The following is a 14,267-nucleotide window of genomic DNA, read 5'->3' as shown; positions in this document are numbered from 1 at the left end:
ATTGCCCGGTGACGAGGATCCTCCGGGCGTGGCCCATCGCAGTGCCCGTGATCGCCGCGATCGTGCTCGTGGTCTCGTTCGGGCGGCACGACCTCGGGACGGCGGTCGTCGTCCTCGTCGCGGTCGTCCTCGCCGGCACGGTGCTCGCGGCCGTGCACCACGCGGAGGTCGTGGCGCACCGCGTCGGCGAACCGTTCGGGTCGCTCGTGCTCGCCGTCGCCGTGACGATCATCGAGGTCGCCCTGATCATCGCGCTCTCCAGCTCCGGTGGTGCCAAGGCCGAGACGCTGGCGCGGGACACGGTCTTCTCCGCGGTGATGATCACGATGAACGGGCTCGTCGGGCTCGCGATCCTGATCGGCACCCTGCGGCACAACACCGTGCGGTTCAACCAGGAGGGCGCCTCCGCCGCGACCATGACCGTCGCAGCGCTGGCGGTGCTGACGCTGGTGCTGCCGACGTTCACCACCGGCACCTCCGACTCGTCGTTCACCGCGGTCCAACTGGTGTTCGTGGCGGTGGCGTCCCTCGCGCTCTACGGGTTGTTCGTCGTCACCCAGACCGTGGCGCACCGCGACTTCTTCCTGCCCGTGAACCGGTCCGGCGGGGTGCTCGAGGAGTCCGAGGACGCCCACGCCGACCGTCCCGCCGGACGCGCGACGCTGATCTCGCTCGGGCTGCTGCTCCTGGCGCTCGTGACCGTGGTCGGCCTGGCGAAGGTGGAGTCGCCCGCGATCGAGGCCGGTGTCGCCGCAGTCGGGTTCCCGCCGTCGTTCGTCGGGGTCGTGATCGCGCTGCTCATCCTGCTTCCGGAGGGCATCGCGGCGTCGAAGGCCGCTGCACGCAACCGGATCCAGACGAGCCTGAACCTGGCGATGGGATCGGCGATGGCGTCGATCGGGCTGACGATCCCGGCCATCGCGATCGCCTCGTTCTTCACCGACGGGGTGCTGCTGCTCGGTCTCGGGTCGGCGCAGATCGTGCTGCTCGCGCTGACCATCATCGCCGCGGTGCTCACGGTGCTGCCCGGACGAGCGACGCGGTTGCAGGGCGGGGTCCACCTGGTGATCTTCGCCGCGTTCATCGTCCTGTCGGTCAGTCCCTAGGGGGTCGAATCGCGCGTAGGGGAACGAATCGCGCGTAGGGGGTCGAATCGCGCGTAGGGAGCCGAATCGCGCGTAGGCGGTCCGATCTTCTGACCTCCTACGCGCGATTCGACCTACCACTGCGGGCGTGATGGGTCGGAACGTGCGGGTCAGCCGCCGGCGAAGGGCGGCATCACGTCGACGAGTGCGACACCGGTGAGCGGGGTCGATCGGTCGCGGGTGCTCACGCCGTCGACCAGGTACGAGCACCGCTCCTGCAGGGCCGTCCAGCGCTCGGGGTCGTCGGACTGCACGGAGCGCAGGGCGTCGTCGAGCGTGCCGGCGTCCGTCGTCGTCTCGTCGAGGCCGACGGCAGCGCGTGCCGCGGCGAAGAACCGGATCGTCGTCACCTCAGCCGCCGATCGCGCTCATGCCACGGGACGGGTGCACCATGCCGTCGGCGTCGTCCCCGTGGTCCCGCGGCTTCGCCCACATCGCCCGCCGCCACAGGTCGAGCACGTCGGCGTCGGACGCACCCGCCCGCATCGGGCCGAGCAGGTCGGACTCGTCGTCGGAGAACAGGCAGCTGCGGACGTGGCCCTCGGCGGTCAGGCGGGTGCGGGTGCAGTCGGCGCAGAACGACTCGGTGACGCTCGCGATGACGCCGACGGTGCCGAGTTCGTCGCCCGTGGACCGAGCGGCGACCCGGAAGCGTTCGGCGGGAGCGCCGTCCCGCGGGGCGTCGTGCGGCGTCAGCACGAAGCGGTCGCCGAGCAGCGCACGGGTCTCGGCAGCGGTGACCATGTCGTCGCCGTCCCAGGCGTGTCCGGGGTCGAGCGGCATCTGTTCGATGAAGCGGAGCTCGTGGCCGCGCTCCAGGCACCAGGCGAGCAGGTCGGGTGCGAGGTGGTCGTTCACGCCGCGGAGCAGGACGGCGTTGATCTTCACGCCGAGTCCGGCGTCGTCCGCGGCGGCGATCCCGTCGAGGACACGGTCGAGGAACGGCCGCCGGGTGACCTCGGCGAACACGTCCGGGTCGACGGTGTCGAGCGAGACGTTGATCCGGTCGAGGCCGGCGGCGCGCAGATCGGCGGCGCGTGCGGCGAGCCCGATCGCGTTCGTCGTCAGCGAGACCTCCACCCCGAGCGCGGCGGTCCGTGCGATGACGTCCGAGAGGTCCCGGCGGAGGAGCGGTTCGCCGCCCGTGAAGCGGACCTTGCGGATGCCGAGGTGCGCTGCACCCAGACGGACCAGCCGTTCGATCTCCTCGGCGGTCATCAGCGACTCGTTCGGGATGACCGGCAGCCCCTGCTCCGGCATGCAGTACGTGCACCGGAGGTTGCACCGCTCGGTGAGCGACACGCGCAGGTCGACCGCCCGTCGGCCGAACCGGTCGAGCAGGCCGTCGTCCTCCGGTCGGCCCGGGAGTGGCGCCGAGGGCTGCCGGACCCGACGGAGCAATCCCGTCGACGGGAGCATGCGAGCCGTCATGGCAGCGATGATACGGCGGGTCGCCGGTCGCGCACCGGGAGCAGTCGCCGGTCGCGCCCCGGGAGCAGTCGGTCGCGCCAGCGGATCCAGTCCGAGCGGTCCGTCCGGATGACCGTCACCACCACGATGATCAGGATCGCCGCGCCGAGCCACCAGCGGTAGGCGTCCACCGACGGCCAGACGCCACGCAGGGCGATCGCGAGCGCGATCGCCGACCACTCCCAGCGGCCGGACAACACCACGAACGGGATGAGCAGCAGCGCGTACCAGGGGTAGCGCGGGGTGACCGCGAGGAAGGTCACGCCGATCATGAGCACCTCGCCGGACCAGGGCCGGGAGGGGTCGGACAGGCGCCACGCGAGCACGGCGCCGACGAGCACGACCAGCCCGACGACCACGGTCCCTGCGTCACCCGGGACCACGAGCGACACGAGGGCGAACCGGGAGCCGTCCTCGTACCCCTCCTCGGTCAGGTACCCGGGTAGGTAGCCGAGCACCTTCGCGCCGGTGGTGATGACGTACGGCACGTAGAGGAGCCCGAACACGGCGATGCCGACCGGGATCGCCCACCAGTTCCGCCACCGACCGAGCAGCGGCGGGTAGACGATCGCCGGGATGAGCTTCGCTGCGGTCGCGGCTCCGAGGGCGATGCCGCCGAAGACCGGACGGCCGAACGCGATGAGCACCGCGCCGGCCGTGGCGAGTGCCGCCCCCAGCACGTCGACGTGCGAGTTCGTCACCGCCTCGGAAGCGACCAGGGGCGACCACGCCCAGAGCGCCGCCCACCAGGCCGGACGGCCCAGGCGCCGCAGGACCACCAGGAGCCCCGCGGTGACCCCGAGCGACACGAGCAGCCCGGCGACCTGGAACGGCATGTACTGCGCGGTCGCCGGTACGACCGACCGCACGAGCGCGAACCACATCTCGGCGAGCGGCGGGTAGATCGTGGGCACGTCGACGCGGTTGATCGCGACGCAGTGGCCGTTCGCCCCGTCGCCGAGCCCGTGCAGCCGCGGCTTCAGGTTCTCGCACGTGCCGTTCACCTTGTCCGGGAACAGCCAGTCGGGTCGGAGGTGCGCGAGCGCCTCGGACTGCGGGGTGTGCAGGTACGGCGAGATGCCGGCGTGCTGCACGATGCCGTCCCAGGCGTAGCGCGCGGAGTCGGTGCTGGTGTTCGGCGGACCGGCCAGTGCGGCGAGTCCCACGACGACGGCGCCCGCGAGGACGATGATGGTCACCAGACGCGCCGGGACGAATCGGAGCGCGAGGACCGCGATGACGAAGACCGCCCAAGCGATCAGGGTCCACGCAACGAATGACGTTCGATGACCGGACCGGAGGAACCCAAGATGCGTGACCCCGAAGGCGATGACGCCCGCGAGGGCCAGCACGCCGACGACGGCGAGCACGGTCGGGAGCAGGGAGCCGGGACGCAGACGCATGGTGGGTCGAGGCTACCGACGTTCGTCCGGAAGGGCCTCCACGATGCCCGGTCGGCGATGGCCTCGCCGAACCGGAACGCGCGATCGGCGGTCGTCATCGGACGGTTGCTCGGCATCGCGTTCCTGATCTGCTTCGGGACCGGCGTCTACAGCCACCTGCTGCAGGACCCGCTGCCCGGTATGCGCTTCCCGACCCGGCCCGTGCAGCTCTACCAGTTCACGCAGGGGCTCCACATCACGGCGGGGATCGCGATCATCCCGCTGCTCCTCGCGAAGCTCAACACCGTGATGCCCGCGTTGGCCCAGGACCCGCCGGTGCGGAACGTCCTGCACTTCCTCGAGCGGGCGTCGATCGCGGTGTTCGTCTCGGCGTCGATCGTGCAGGTCGCGACCGGGCTCGTGAACACGTTCCAGTGGTACCCGTGGCCGTTCCCGTTCCGGCAGGTGCACTACGCGCTGGCGTACGTCATCATCGGCTCGCTCGCGATCCACATCGGCGCGAAGCTCCGGGTGATCAGCCGCTACTGGCGGAAGCGGGACTCCTACGACGCGGACGGCCGCTTCGTCCACGACGACACCGTCGGCAGCGAACTGCCGGCGTACGACGCAACCGCGGCGTACCCGCGGGGGATCACCGGCCGCGTGATGCGGTGGGCCGACGGGGCGGGATCGAGCCGAGCCTCCCGTCCGGAGCAGCCGGAACCGTCGGAACGGACGGAACAGCCGGAACGGACCGCCGGTCGACGCGAGCGGATCGCCCGTCGTGGCTTCTTCACGGGCATCGCCGCCGCGACCGCCGGCGTCGTGGTGCTCACCGCCGGCCAGTCCTCGAAGCTCGCCGAACCGTTCAACGTCTTCGCGCCCCGCAAGCGCCACATCGGTCCGAACGGTCTCCCGGTGAACCGGACCGCGCGGGCAGCCGGGGTCCTGGCGACCGCGACGGCAGCGGACTGGACGCTCACGGTGGCCGGTCGCGCGGTGACGAGGACGTTCTCCCGCGCCGAGCTCGTCGCGCTGGGGACCACCGAGGCGGCGCTGCCGATCTCGTGCGTCGAGGGATGGAGTCAGATGGCGACCTGGAAGGGGGTCCGGATGCGCGACCTGCTCCGAGCGGTGCAGGCCGATCCGTCCTCACACGTGCGGGTGACCAGCCTGGAGCGCCACGGCGGCTACCGGATCATGGACATGGGACCGGAGTACGCGTCCGACCCGACGACCCTCGTGGCGCTCGAGCTGAACGGCGCGACGCTCGACCTGGACCACGGCTTCCCCGCGCGGATCATCGCGCCCGGGCGGCCAGGGGTGCTCCAGACGAAGTGGATCGCGAAGATCGAGGTGCTCTCGTGAGGGCCGCGCGGATCGTGCTCGTCGTCGTCGGGGTCCTCGTGATCGCGTTCGGCGCGTACGTCATGGTGACCACCGTCCGTCCGAACCGCATCGGAGGGCTGGCGACCTGGCTCCTCGGCGCGGTGATCCTGCACGACGCGATCCTGTCGCCGTTCGTGGTCCTCGTCGGCCTCGGACTCCGCCGGGCCGGTCGTGCGCTCCGCCTCTGGGTGCTCGTCGTGGTGCAGGCGGCCGTCGTGCTCGGGAGCGTGCTGGCGCTCGTCGTCCTGCCGGAGATCGCCGCGAAGCACCACGGTGCGAAGAACCCCACGGTGGTGCCGTTCGACTACACCACGCGGTTGCTCGTCGTCGAGGGGGCGCTGCTGCTCGTGGTCGTCGTGGTCCTCGTCGTGGGGTGGCTGACGGCTCGGCGGAACTCCAGGGTGGTTGAAACGACAACCATTTCGTAGGATGGGAGCATGACCGACGAGACACCCTGGCTGACGCGCGAGCAACTGCGTGCCTGGATGAAGCTCGTCGCCGTGATGGAACTCCTGCCTGCGGCGCTCGACCAGCAGCTCCAGCGGGATGCCGACCTGACCCACTTCGACTACATGGTCATCGCGATGCTGTCCGAGACCGAGGGGCGCACCTTGCGGATGTCGGCGCTGGCATCGGCGACGAACGCGTCCCTGCCGCGGCTGTCGCACGTGGTGTCCCGGCTCGAGAAGCGCGGGCTCGTGGCGCGCTGCCCGTCCACCGACGACCGCCGCGCGACCGACGTGCGGCTGACGGACGCCGGGTACGCCACGATCGTCGAGGCAGCGCCCGACCACGTCCGCACCGCCCGTCGCTTCGTGATCGACGCGCTGACCGACGAGCAGGTCGCCCAGCTCGACGGCATCGCGAAGTCGCTGCTCACCACGCTCGACCCCGACGGGCGCTTCGCGGCGCTGACCTACCCCCGGGACGACGACGACACGGCGATCTGCGAGGCGCGCCTGACCGGTACCGCGGCCGACTGACGCGGCTGGGCGGGGCGCGTGTGCCCGGCGGCGAGTGCGCGGCAGTGGTGGCGGGACGCCGCGTCACGGGGCCGTGGCGCTGCGGACGGGTGCAATAGGCTCGGCGGCATGAGCCAGCCCGACGCAGCGTCCGACACGTACAGCTACCTCGGACCCGCCGGCACCTTCACCGAGGCGGCCCTCAAGCTCGTCGACGCCGCTGCCGGCAAGCCCTGGCGGAGCGTCAACAACGTCGGGGAAGCACTCGACGACGTGATGTCCGGCCGCTCCGTCGGTGCCGTCATCGCGATCGAGAACAGCGTCGACGGCGGGGTCAGCGCCACGCAGGACGCCCTCGCCCGGATCCCCGGCGTGCGGATCGTGGGGGAGTACCTCGTCCCCGTCGACTTCGTGCTCGTCGCCCGGCACGGCACCGCGCTCGCCGACGTCCGCACCGTGAACGCGCACCCCGTCGCCTACGCCCAGACCCACCGCTGGCTCGAGACGAACGTCCCCGGGCACGGCCACATCCCGGCATCGTCGAACGTCGCCGCCGCCGTCGCCCTGCTCGACGAGCACCCCACGGCCGACGCCGCCGTCGCTCCGCCGGGGATCACCGACCACCACGACCTCGCCGTGCTCGCGAGCTCGATCGGCGACAACGCCAGCGCCGTCACCCGCTTCGTGCTCGTCTCGAAGACGCTGAGCATCCCGGAGCGCACGGGTTCGGACAAGACCAGCGTCATCGTCGAACTGCCCGCAGACCACCCGGGTGCGCTCGTCGACATGCTCGAGCAGTTCGCCACGAGGGGCATCAACATGGGGTTGCTGTCCTCGCGGCCGATCGGGGACGAGCTCGGCCGCTACCGGTTCGTCATCGACCTCGACGGGCACGTCGAGGACGAGCGGGTCGCCGACGCCCTGCTCGGCCTGCGTCGGTTCAGCCCGCGCGTGACGTTCCTCGGGTCCTACCCGCGTGCGGATCGGCTGGAGTCCGAGGTGCCGCTGCGCTACTCGGACGAGGCGTTCGTCGAGGCGCGGGACTGGCTCCGAGCGATCGTCTCCGGCGAACCAGAAACCCACTGACGCAAGCGCGGAGGCGACCACGCCCGGAGGCGGTCACCCCCGCTTGCGTCCGGCCCGTCCCGTGGTCTCCGCGGGCTCCGGCACGCGCACGCGCAGCGCCCCAGGGTCGATCCGCGCCCGGAACGCCGAGATCTCGCCGACGGGGTCGCCGTCGATCTCGAACTCGTCCGGCTTCTCGAGCCGCAGCACGAACTCCTCACCACGCAGGTAGCGCAGCGGTCGTTCCTGCTTGGCGCGGGTGATGATCCGGCGCCCGACGAAGGTGTTGCCGAGCGTCGAACGGCGGAACCACCGGAGGATCGCGTTCTCCCAGAAGATCCGCGCGCCGATCCGCACCCAGCCGAAGAACCCCCGGGGACGCATCACCACGATGTCGAAGACCCCGTCGTCGATCTCCGCCTCTGGCAAGAGCATCGCGTTCGCCTGGAGCATCCCGCAGTTGCCGACGATGACCGAGTGTCCGCGGACGGACTTCGTCGTGGACTCGTCGAGCCGGTACCGGAAGTCGAACCCGTCGATGTCGCGCACGGACCGGAACAGCGAGTCGACGTAGGCGAGCCACCCGACGCGCTTCTTGAGCCCGGGGCGGGTGTTCGCGAGCATCCGGGCGTCGAGCCCGAGCCCCGCCATCACCAGGAAGCCGAACTGCTCGCGGCTGCCGTCCGGGCGCTCGAGTCCGAGCATCCCGAAGTCGATCGGCCGGTCGGTCCCGTGGAAGATCGCGTGGGTGCTGGCGTCCAGGTCGTCGAGCGGGAGCTTCATGTTGCGGGCGAGCAGGTTGCCCGTACCGCTCGGCAGCAGCGCGAGTGAGGCGTCGGAGCCGTGCACGACCTCGCCCACGGCACGAACGGTCCCGTCCCCGCCGGCGGCGGCGATCACGTCGGCGCCGGCTTCGAGGGCCTCGCGGGCCATCCCGCCGCCAGGGTCCTCCTCCGTGGTCTCGAACCACAGCGTCGCGTTCCAGCCGGCTTCCTGCTCGTACTTGGCCACCGTCCGCTTCAGTGTGGGGAGGTGCACCTTGACCGGGTTGTAGACCACGGCCGCGGTGCGGTGCTCGGTGGCGAGGGCGTCCGACTGCGCGGGCGCGGTCTCCGAGGGCGATGACATGACTCAACGGTACCGGCGGGGCCTGCGTGTCGCGCTGGGCGCTCTGGTCGCGACCAAGGGACGGTCTGGAGGCTCGTGGCGGGCCCGCCACGAGCCTCCAGTCCACCGTGTGGTCACCTGGGTCTGGCTAGGATGCATGGGTGATTGACCCCCAGCTGCTGCGCGACGATCCCGATGTCATCAAGGCCTCACAGGCTGCGCGCGGCGCCTCCGTCGACGTCGTCGACGAGGCGGTCGCCGCGGACGCCGCCAGGCGGAGCGCGATCTCGTCGTTCGAGGCACTGCGTGCCGAGCAGAACGCCTTCGGCAAGACCGTCGCGAAGGCGCCGAAGGACGAGAAGGCCGCGCTCGTGCAGCAGGCCCAGGCGCTCGCCGCCGGTGTGAAGGAAGCACAGGCCGCCGTCACGGCTGCCGAGGAGACCTTCAACCGCGTCGTCCGCTCGATCCCGAACGTCGTGCTGCCCGGCGTGCCCGCCGGTGGTGAGGACGACTTCGTCACGATCAAGACCGTCGGCACCAAGCCGGAGTTCGACTTCGAGCCGAAGGACCACGCGGACCTCGGTGAGCTCCTCGACATCATCGACATCCCCCGCGGTGTGAAGGTGTCCGGCTCGCGCTTCTACTTCCTCAAGGGCCTCGGCGCCCGGCTCGAGATCGCGCTCATGTCGCTCGGGCTCGACCGTGCGATCCAGCACGGCTTCACGCCGCTGATCACCCCGACGCTCGTCCGCCCCGAGACGATGGCCGGCACCGGCTTCCTCGGCGAGCACGCCGCAGAGGTGTACCGGCTCGAGGCCGACGACCTCTACCTGACCGGCACCAGCGAGGTCGCCCTCGCCGGGTACCACGCGGACGAGATCCTGGCGTTCCCGTCCGACGACGACGCCGCGCTGCGGTACGCCGGATGGTCGACCTGCTACCGGCGCGAGGCCGGCTCGGCGGGCAAGGACAACCGCGGCATCCTCCGCGTGCACCAGTTCAACAAGCTCGAGATGTTCTCGTACGTCCACCCGGACCAGGCGGACGCCGAGCACGCGAAGCTGATGGCGTACCAGGAGTCGATGCTGCAGGACCTCGGGCTGCACTACCGCGTCATCGAGACCGCAGCCGGCGACCTCGGCACGTCGGCCGCGCGGAAGTACGACCTCGAAGCGTGGGTCCCGACGCAGGGGACCTTCCGCGAGCTCACCTCGACGTCGAACTGCACGACGTTCCAGGCCCGTCGCCTCGACATCCGGTACCGCACGGAGAGCGGCAAGACCGCGCCGGTCGCCACGCTCAACGGCACGCTCGCGACCACCCGCTGGCTCGTCGCGATCCTCGAGACGCACCAGCAGCCCGACGGATCGGTCGTCGTCCCGGAGGTGCTCCGCCCGTACCTCGGTGGTGTCGAGGTGATCGAACCCCGATGAGCGGTCGTTCCGAGGGTGCGCCGACGCACGGTTCCGCCGCGTCCACCCGCGTGAAGCGCTGGCTCGTCGCCCTCGACATCGACGGCACCGTGATGCGCGAGGACGGTGTCGTCACGGAGACCACCGTCGAGGCGATCAAGGCCGCCGCTGCTGCCGGGCACGAGGTCATGCTCTCCACCGGACGCAGCGAGAACATGACGGTGCCGGTGCTGCAAAAGCTCGGCATCGAGCCCGAGTACCTCGTGTGCGCCAACGGCGCCGTGACCCTGCGGCGCTCGACGTCCCCGCAGGCGAACAACGGCTACGTGCGGGTCCACGTCGAGACCTTCGACCCGACCGACGTGCTGCAGACGATCCGCGGGGCGCTGTCGAACGCGGCGTACGGGGTGGAGTCGCCCGACGGGCACTTCCTGCTCTCGGGGGAGTTCCCCGACGACGCGATGACCGCGTCGGGCGACCACGTGGCGTTCGAGTCGCTGTTGGGCGTCCCCGCCACGCGTGTCGTGGTGATCTCCCCGGAGCACGGGCTCGAGGAGTTCCTGGCGATCGTCGACCGGATGGGGCTGCACAAGGTCTCGTACAACGTCGGGTGGACCGCCTGGCTCGACATCGCACCAGAGGGTGTGACGAAGGCGACGGCGATGGAGCGCGTGCGGGAGTGGTTCGACATCCCGCGCTCCCGCGTGTTCGCCGCGGGGGACGGGCGCAACGACATCGACATGCTGCGGTGGGCCTCCACGTCCGGGCGCGGGGTCGCGATGGGACAGGCGCCGTCCGACGTCATCGATGCCGCCGGCGAGACCACGGGCGGCGTGACCGACGACGGGCTGGCCGCGGCGCTGGACACCCTGCCGCGCTAGGCGTCCTCACCGCCCGGTACACTGCTCGGGACGCGGTCACGTCTCGCCACGTGGCCGTGTCATGGAGGGTTGTCCGAGTGGCCGATGGAGCCTGTCTTGAAAACAGGTGGGCAGAGATGTCTCGTGGGTTCGAATCCCACACCCTCCGCAACAACCGAGGTCCGTTGACCCGCAGCAGCACGCGGATCTAATGGGCCTCGTCGTCGTTCCGGGTGGCGTCTGCTCATATCTTGCCCACAACCGTCTGCGCGAGCCCGTCATCGAGGCTGCCCGCAACGATGTCCAGGTCGTCTTCGAACAGGTCGGCGTACACGTCGAGTGTCATCGCTGCGAAGGCGTGGCCGAGCATTCGCTGCACGGCCTCCACGTTCGCGCCGGCGCTGACGGCGAGGCTCGCGGCAGTGTGCCGGAGACCGTGAGGTGTCGTCGACGGGATTCCCGCCTTCCTCACCGCCGCCGGGAACCATCCGTGGTCGTTGTGCCAACGACGCTCCTGCGTGCCGTTCTTCGTCGCAAACACGAGCTCCTCGTCGCTCTTCCCGGCGCAGCGAGTACACGGCAACGATGTTCCTCTTCGAGAACTACGAGCAGTCCATCGCCACGTACGGCGTCGAGCCGCTGCGAACGATGCGTCAGATCATGACCTGCGAGCCGACGCTGCTCACGCTCGACCAGGTCGACGAGCTCGGCTCGAACAAGGTCTCGCGTGACACGTACAGCAGGCAGCACTCGAGCGAGCAGATCCACGACGACAACGAAGCACGCAAGGCTCTCGTCGACGGGTAACAGGCAGGTGCGCACCTCTGCGCACCTCTGCGCACCTGCCGCTCCACGACGCCGCCCAGCCGTGCCGGACCGCTCACGGTCGGCCGTCTCTCTCATCGCGCGGGAGGCGGCCGCCTGGCATCGCTCCGACGCACCCCGCCCGCCCCCCCCCCCGGGGTGCTGAACCACCGTAGAGGTGCTGTGGTTCCGGCTCTGTGCATTGCACATCATCCGAATTGTGGACGCCGAGGAGGCACACATGGCCCGCAAGAAAGTCGAAGAGCCGGCAGGCGAGGTGCTGCGCCGGCAGTACGACGCAGCACTCGGCGAAGAGAACGAGTGGGACGAGAAGGATTTCGTCATCCTCGAGCTCGCTCAACGCCAAGCGAACGACATCCAGGCGCTTGAGCAGGTACTCGCCGATGGGGCATAACCGTCCGCGGTTCCGCCGGACAAACCCGGTTGCACCCCGCCGTTGCTGAGCTTCGGCTTCAACGGCGGTCCCTCGCTCAGATGCTCGCGCTCATTCCGCTTCCCGACGAGTTCGGGCAGCCCAAGAAGAACCCCGTCAAGCAGCGTGCGTCTCGACGCGCTGGAACCGCGTGCAAGCGCGGAGAGAGGGCAACTGATGCCAAGGAAGAAGACCATTACCGATCAGTCGCGGCTCGGCGTCAGGGCGGCGCTCCGGGCGAAGTGGCAGGTACGCGCCGACCGCTGGGTGCACGTCCCTGGGTCGCCGTACCCGCGGCTGCTCGGCAACCTCGACGTCGGCGGCACCGTCCTCGCCACCTACGTCGATCTCGTCGGCACCGGCGCAGTCGCCGTGAAGGGCCGGCGCTACCTGCTGCACCTCGACGGCACTCTCACCGAAGACCACTACATCGACCAACCGGCCACCGCGCCGACGCGCTGAGAAGCAATACATGATCATCACTACGAACACCGGCGAATCGACACGATCGACCGTCCGAACGGCCGCGAGGTCAATCCCGACGTCTGGGCGATGCCGGAGGGTGAGCTTCGGCGCGTCGAGCGGTTCACCGTTGGTTGGCGCATGGACGTCGTGTACTACGACGACAGTGGCATTCGAGCGGCTGGGAACTACCGGCCGGACTTCATCCTCGGATCCCCGTTCCCGAAGGGCTGGCAGACGTGCGCTCCTGAGGCTCAGTGCGACGTCGGTTCACCCGGTGAGGCCCGGGCGGTCCGATATCTGAGGTCACCGCACGGGACGCCGCATCCGTACTGCTCCTGCGGGCTGCGACTGATGGAACGTGTCGGTCAGGTCTCTGAGCTCGTTGGGCGGCGCGGCGAACAGTTCCTGTCCGAGTGGTCGACGCCCGAAGAAGGCGTATAGGTGGCTCTCTGCATCTCATCGGTCGTCGGGAGCGGGCTCACGTGCAACGGTGAGTCCCTCGACCCCGATGGGACTCCGCACGCAGTGGCTCGCGCTCGACGACACCCTGCTGATGGGCGAGAACGATGCGCACGTCGCCGAGCTGTTCAACGGGACGGGCATGGACGTCCGCGTCGTCCCGGACCAGGGCGTTACTCCGCGACGGGTGATTCCTCTGGACCCGGGCACAGGAAGCCCGGGTCCACTCTCCCGGTGTAGCTCAGCGGACAGAGCTGCAGGTCTTCTACCCTGCGAGCCGGAGTTCGAATCCACCTACCGGGCCACAACAGAACGCGCCACTAGCGCGGTGTTGGGGACGCAGTAAGGTGACGGCACAATTGGTAGGGGGAGACGTGTTTGAGTCGGGTGCCGTAGACGATGGCCTTGGGTCGGAGTCCGAAGCGCTAGGCAAGCTGCTTCGAGGGCAGACTCGCCAAGAGGAGGAGCGTTCGACAATCGCGCTCAAGCGTTGGCTCGACGAGATCCCTGTCCTCGTCGAGCGTGCTGAGAAGCTTGCGCAAGTCCGATCCACGCGGCGAAGTGTCATGTCGGTTGACGACGACTGTTCGAATCCGATTCAGCTGAGCCACATGGTTGACTTCTGTTTGCTCCTGGCGACCGACGATCTGCAGGCGATCCGACAACTCATGTTCCCGGATGGCGCTGACGTGATCACGGTGCCGATCTTCGCAATGTATCCGCTCCTTCGAGGCATCATCGAAGCGTCCGCACAAGCAGTCTGGCTGCTCGAAGCCTCGGACAGGAAGGAGCGCCTGACGCGCTTGGTACGAGCGCGTTCGACCGAGCTCGCCTACGAGCAGGATCTGGCGCGTGAGATCGCTAAGTCGCTGGCCGCCGGCCCCGAGCGCCAGGCCATGGAGAAGCAGACAAAGGCGAACCGACGCCGAAGCCGGGGATACATCAACGGCGTGATCGAACGCAACGGGCTGGACCGCCAAGAGTGCGACAAAACTATGCCTGGCTACGGGCCCCTCGTAGAGAATGCCGGGGCGATTGCCGACCTTGACGGGAGCATCCTCCGATCCGCATGGCAGTTCGTGAGCGGCCTGACTCACCCGTCTACCGCGAGAGCAATCAGTGCCGCAACTTTGATCGAAGTCGCCCCGCCTCGGGGCAACATTCGAAGCGCGCGCATGGAGGCGAACATCGGGCAGCTGTCCGTCATCATGCCGCTTGCTTTCCGTCTTTACCGCAAAGCTGACGATCTCCGACGCTCACGCATGGTGCAGGTGCCGGGCGACAACTAGCAAGCCCGTGGATGGCGGCGGGAGT

The 14,267-nt window shown here is 69.6% G+C and carries 15 protein-coding genes, 1 tRNA gene and 1 pseudogene; 12 read left to right on the top strand and 5 right to left on the bottom strand.

Annotated features, from left to right (window positions below; genetic code table 11):
* The first annotated feature begins 8 nt into the window (after positions 1-8).
* Positions 9-1,106: a calcium:cation antiporter gene (locus tag ACO0E1_RS01035; RefSeq protein ID WP_422872460.1), complete on the top strand. Its 1,098-nt coding sequence runs from the start codon at positions 9-11 to the stop codon at positions 1,104-1,106.
* Positions 1,107-1,255: 149 nt separating this feature from the next.
* Here the strand turns inward: ACO0E1_RS01035 and ACO0E1_RS01030 are convergent, their stop codons facing one another.
* The 3 genes from ACO0E1_RS01030 to ACO0E1_RS01020 are packed head-to-tail and all read right to left on the bottom strand — an operon-like array spanning position 1,256 to position 4,018.
* The gene (locus ACO0E1_RS01030) at positions 1,256-1,495 is read right to left on the bottom strand and encodes a MoaD/ThiS family protein (protein WP_422872459.1); all 240 of its coding nucleotides are present in this window, start codon (positions 1,493-1,495) and stop codon (positions 1,256-1,258) included.
* Position 1,496: 1 nt separating this feature from the next.
* Positions 1,497-2,576: a GTP 3',8-cyclase MoaA gene (gene moaA, locus ACO0E1_RS01025; protein ID WP_422872458.1), complete on the bottom strand. Its 1,080-nt coding sequence runs from the start codon at positions 2,574-2,576 to the stop codon at positions 1,497-1,499.
* Positions 2,573-4,018: a glycosyltransferase 87 family protein gene (locus ACO0E1_RS01020; protein ID WP_422872457.1), complete on the bottom strand. Its 1,446-nt coding sequence runs from the start codon at positions 4,016-4,018 to the stop codon at positions 2,573-2,575. The genes moaA and ACO0E1_RS01020 overlap by 4 nt, the downstream gene beginning before the upstream one ends.
* A gap of 57 nt (positions 4,019-4,075) precedes the next feature.
* On the opposite strand from ACO0E1_RS01020, the gene ACO0E1_RS01015 reads away from it, so the two are divergent.
* From ACO0E1_RS01015 to pheA, 4 genes are all read left to right on the top strand, one after another.
* On the top strand, positions 4,076-5,365 hold the full coding sequence (locus tag ACO0E1_RS01015; RefSeq protein ID WP_422872456.1) for a molybdopterin-dependent oxidoreductase: 1,290 nt from the start codon (positions 4,076-4,078) through the stop codon (positions 5,363-5,365).
* Positions 5,362-5,814 carry a hypothetical protein gene (locus tag ACO0E1_RS01010; RefSeq protein WP_422872455.1) on the top strand — a complete coding sequence of 151 codons (453 nt, stop codon included), beginning with the start codon at positions 5,362-5,364 and terminating at the stop codon, positions 5,812-5,814. The genes ACO0E1_RS01015 and ACO0E1_RS01010 overlap by 4 nt, the downstream gene beginning before the upstream one ends.
* A gap of 9 nt (positions 5,815-5,823) precedes the next feature.
* Positions 5,824-6,369 (top strand): MarR family winged helix-turn-helix transcriptional regulator, encoded by a 546-nt coding sequence (locus ACO0E1_RS01005; RefSeq protein ID WP_422872454.1) that lies wholly within the window; start codon positions 5,824-5,826, stop codon positions 6,367-6,369.
* Between the two features lie 108 nt (positions 6,370-6,477).
* Entirely contained in the window at positions 6,478-7,434 is a 957-nt protein-coding gene (gene pheA / locus ACO0E1_RS01000) for a prephenate dehydratase (RefSeq protein WP_422872453.1), read from the top strand.
* 33 nt (positions 7,435-7,467) lie between these two features.
* Here pheA and ACO0E1_RS00995 read toward each other — a convergent pair whose 3' ends face one another.
* Positions 7,468-8,541 carry a diacylglycerol/lipid kinase family protein gene (locus ACO0E1_RS00995; RefSeq protein WP_422872452.1) on the bottom strand — a complete coding sequence of 358 codons (1,074 nt, stop codon included), beginning with the start codon at positions 8,539-8,541 and terminating at the stop codon, positions 7,468-7,470.
* Between the two features lie 140 nt (positions 8,542-8,681).
* On the opposite strand from ACO0E1_RS00995, the gene serS reads away from it, so the two are divergent.
* The 3 genes from serS to ACO0E1_RS00980 all read left to right on the top strand — a co-directional run bounded on the left by serS (position 8,682) and on the right by ACO0E1_RS00980 (position 10,961).
* Complete coding sequence (serS, locus tag ACO0E1_RS00990; protein WP_422872451.1) at positions 8,682-9,953, top strand: serine--tRNA ligase; 1,272 nt, start codon at positions 8,682-8,684, stop codon at positions 9,951-9,953.
* Complete coding sequence (locus ACO0E1_RS00985) at positions 9,950-10,813, top strand: HAD family hydrolase (RefSeq protein WP_422872450.1); 864 nt, start codon at positions 9,950-9,952, stop codon at positions 10,811-10,813. The genes serS and ACO0E1_RS00985 overlap by 4 nt, the downstream gene beginning before the upstream one ends.
* Before the next feature lie 63 nt (positions 10,814-10,876).
* Positions 10,877-10,961 (top strand) — tRNA-Ser (locus tag ACO0E1_RS00980).
* 75 nt (positions 10,962-11,036) lie between these two features.
* Here the strand turns inward: ACO0E1_RS00980 and ACO0E1_RS00975 are convergent.
* A pseudogene (locus ACO0E1_RS00975) lies at positions 11,037-11,360 on the bottom strand (tyrosine-type recombinase/integrase); the annotation flags it as partial.
* Between the two features lie 17 nt (positions 11,361-11,377).
* Here ACO0E1_RS00975 and ACO0E1_RS00970 point away from each other — a divergent pair.
* The 4 genes from ACO0E1_RS00970 to ACO0E1_RS00955 all read left to right on the top strand — a co-directional run bounded on the left by ACO0E1_RS00970 (position 11,378) and on the right by ACO0E1_RS00955 (position 14,242).
* Complete coding sequence (locus ACO0E1_RS00970; RefSeq protein WP_422872448.1) at positions 11,378-11,599, top strand: hypothetical protein; 222 nt, start codon at positions 11,378-11,380, stop codon at positions 11,597-11,599.
* Positions 11,600-11,837: 238 nt separating this feature from the next.
* Positions 11,838-12,011, top strand: a complete 174-nt coding sequence (locus ACO0E1_RS00965) for a hypothetical protein (RefSeq protein ID WP_422872447.1) — start codon at positions 11,838-11,840, stop codon at positions 12,009-12,011.
* Between the two features lie 195 nt (positions 12,012-12,206).
* Positions 12,207-12,491: a hypothetical protein gene (locus ACO0E1_RS00960; RefSeq protein WP_422872446.1), complete on the top strand. Its 285-nt coding sequence runs from the start codon at positions 12,207-12,209 to the stop codon at positions 12,489-12,491.
* Positions 12,492-13,519: 1,028 nt separating this feature from the next.
* Positions 13,520-14,242, top strand: a complete 723-nt coding sequence (locus ACO0E1_RS00955; RefSeq protein ID WP_422872445.1) for a hypothetical protein — start codon at positions 13,520-13,522, stop codon at positions 14,240-14,242.
* The last annotated feature ends 25 nt before the right edge of the window (positions 14,243-14,267 follow it).

Origin of the sequence: Curtobacterium guangdongense, from assembly GCF_049341845.1 — a bacterium.
GTDB lineage: Bacteria > Actinomycetota > Actinomycetes > Actinomycetales > Microbacteriaceae > Curtobacterium > Curtobacterium guangdongense.
Note: the sequence above shows the minus strand (reverse complement) of the source record. Positions and strands in the feature narration are given on the sequence as shown.

Excerpts from the sequence above, each read along its gene's own strand:
- moaA (WP_422872458.1), bottom strand. The coding sequence starts at position 2,576 with ATGACGGCTCGCATGCTCCCGTCGACGGGATTGCTCCGTCGGGTCCGG.
- ACO0E1_RS01020 (WP_422872457.1), bottom strand. The coding sequence starts at position 4,018 with ATGCGTCTGCGTCCCGGCTCCCTGCTCCCGACCGTGCTCGCCGTCGTC.
- ACO0E1_RS01015 (WP_422872456.1), top strand. The coding sequence starts at position 4,076 with ATGGCCTCGCCGAACCGGAACGCGCGATCGGCGGTCGTCATCGGACGG.
- ACO0E1_RS01005 (WP_422872454.1), top strand. The coding sequence starts at position 5,824 with ATGACCGACGAGACACCCTGGCTGACGCGCGAGCAACTGCGTGCCTGG.
- pheA (WP_422872453.1), top strand. The coding sequence starts at position 6,478 with ATGAGCCAGCCCGACGCAGCGTCCGACACGTACAGCTACCTCGGACCC.
- ACO0E1_RS00995 (WP_422872452.1), bottom strand. The coding sequence starts at position 8,541 with ATGTCATCGCCCTCGGAGACCGCGCCCGCGCAGTCGGACGCCCTCGCC.
- ACO0E1_RS00985 (WP_422872450.1), top strand. The coding sequence starts at position 9,950 with ATGAGCGGTCGTTCCGAGGGTGCGCCGACGCACGGTTCCGCCGCGTCC.
- ACO0E1_RS00970 (WP_422872448.1), top strand. The coding sequence starts at position 11,378 with ATGTTCCTCTTCGAGAACTACGAGCAGTCCATCGCCACGTACGGCGTC.
- ACO0E1_RS00965 (WP_422872447.1), top strand. The coding sequence starts at position 11,838 with ATGGCCCGCAAGAAAGTCGAAGAGCCGGCAGGCGAGGTGCTGCGCCGG.
- ACO0E1_RS00960 (WP_422872446.1), top strand. The coding sequence starts at position 12,207 with ATGCCAAGGAAGAAGACCATTACCGATCAGTCGCGGCTCGGCGTCAGG.
- ACO0E1_RS00955 (WP_422872445.1), top strand. The coding sequence starts at position 13,520 with ATGTCGGTTGACGACGACTGTTCGAATCCGATTCAGCTGAGCCACATG.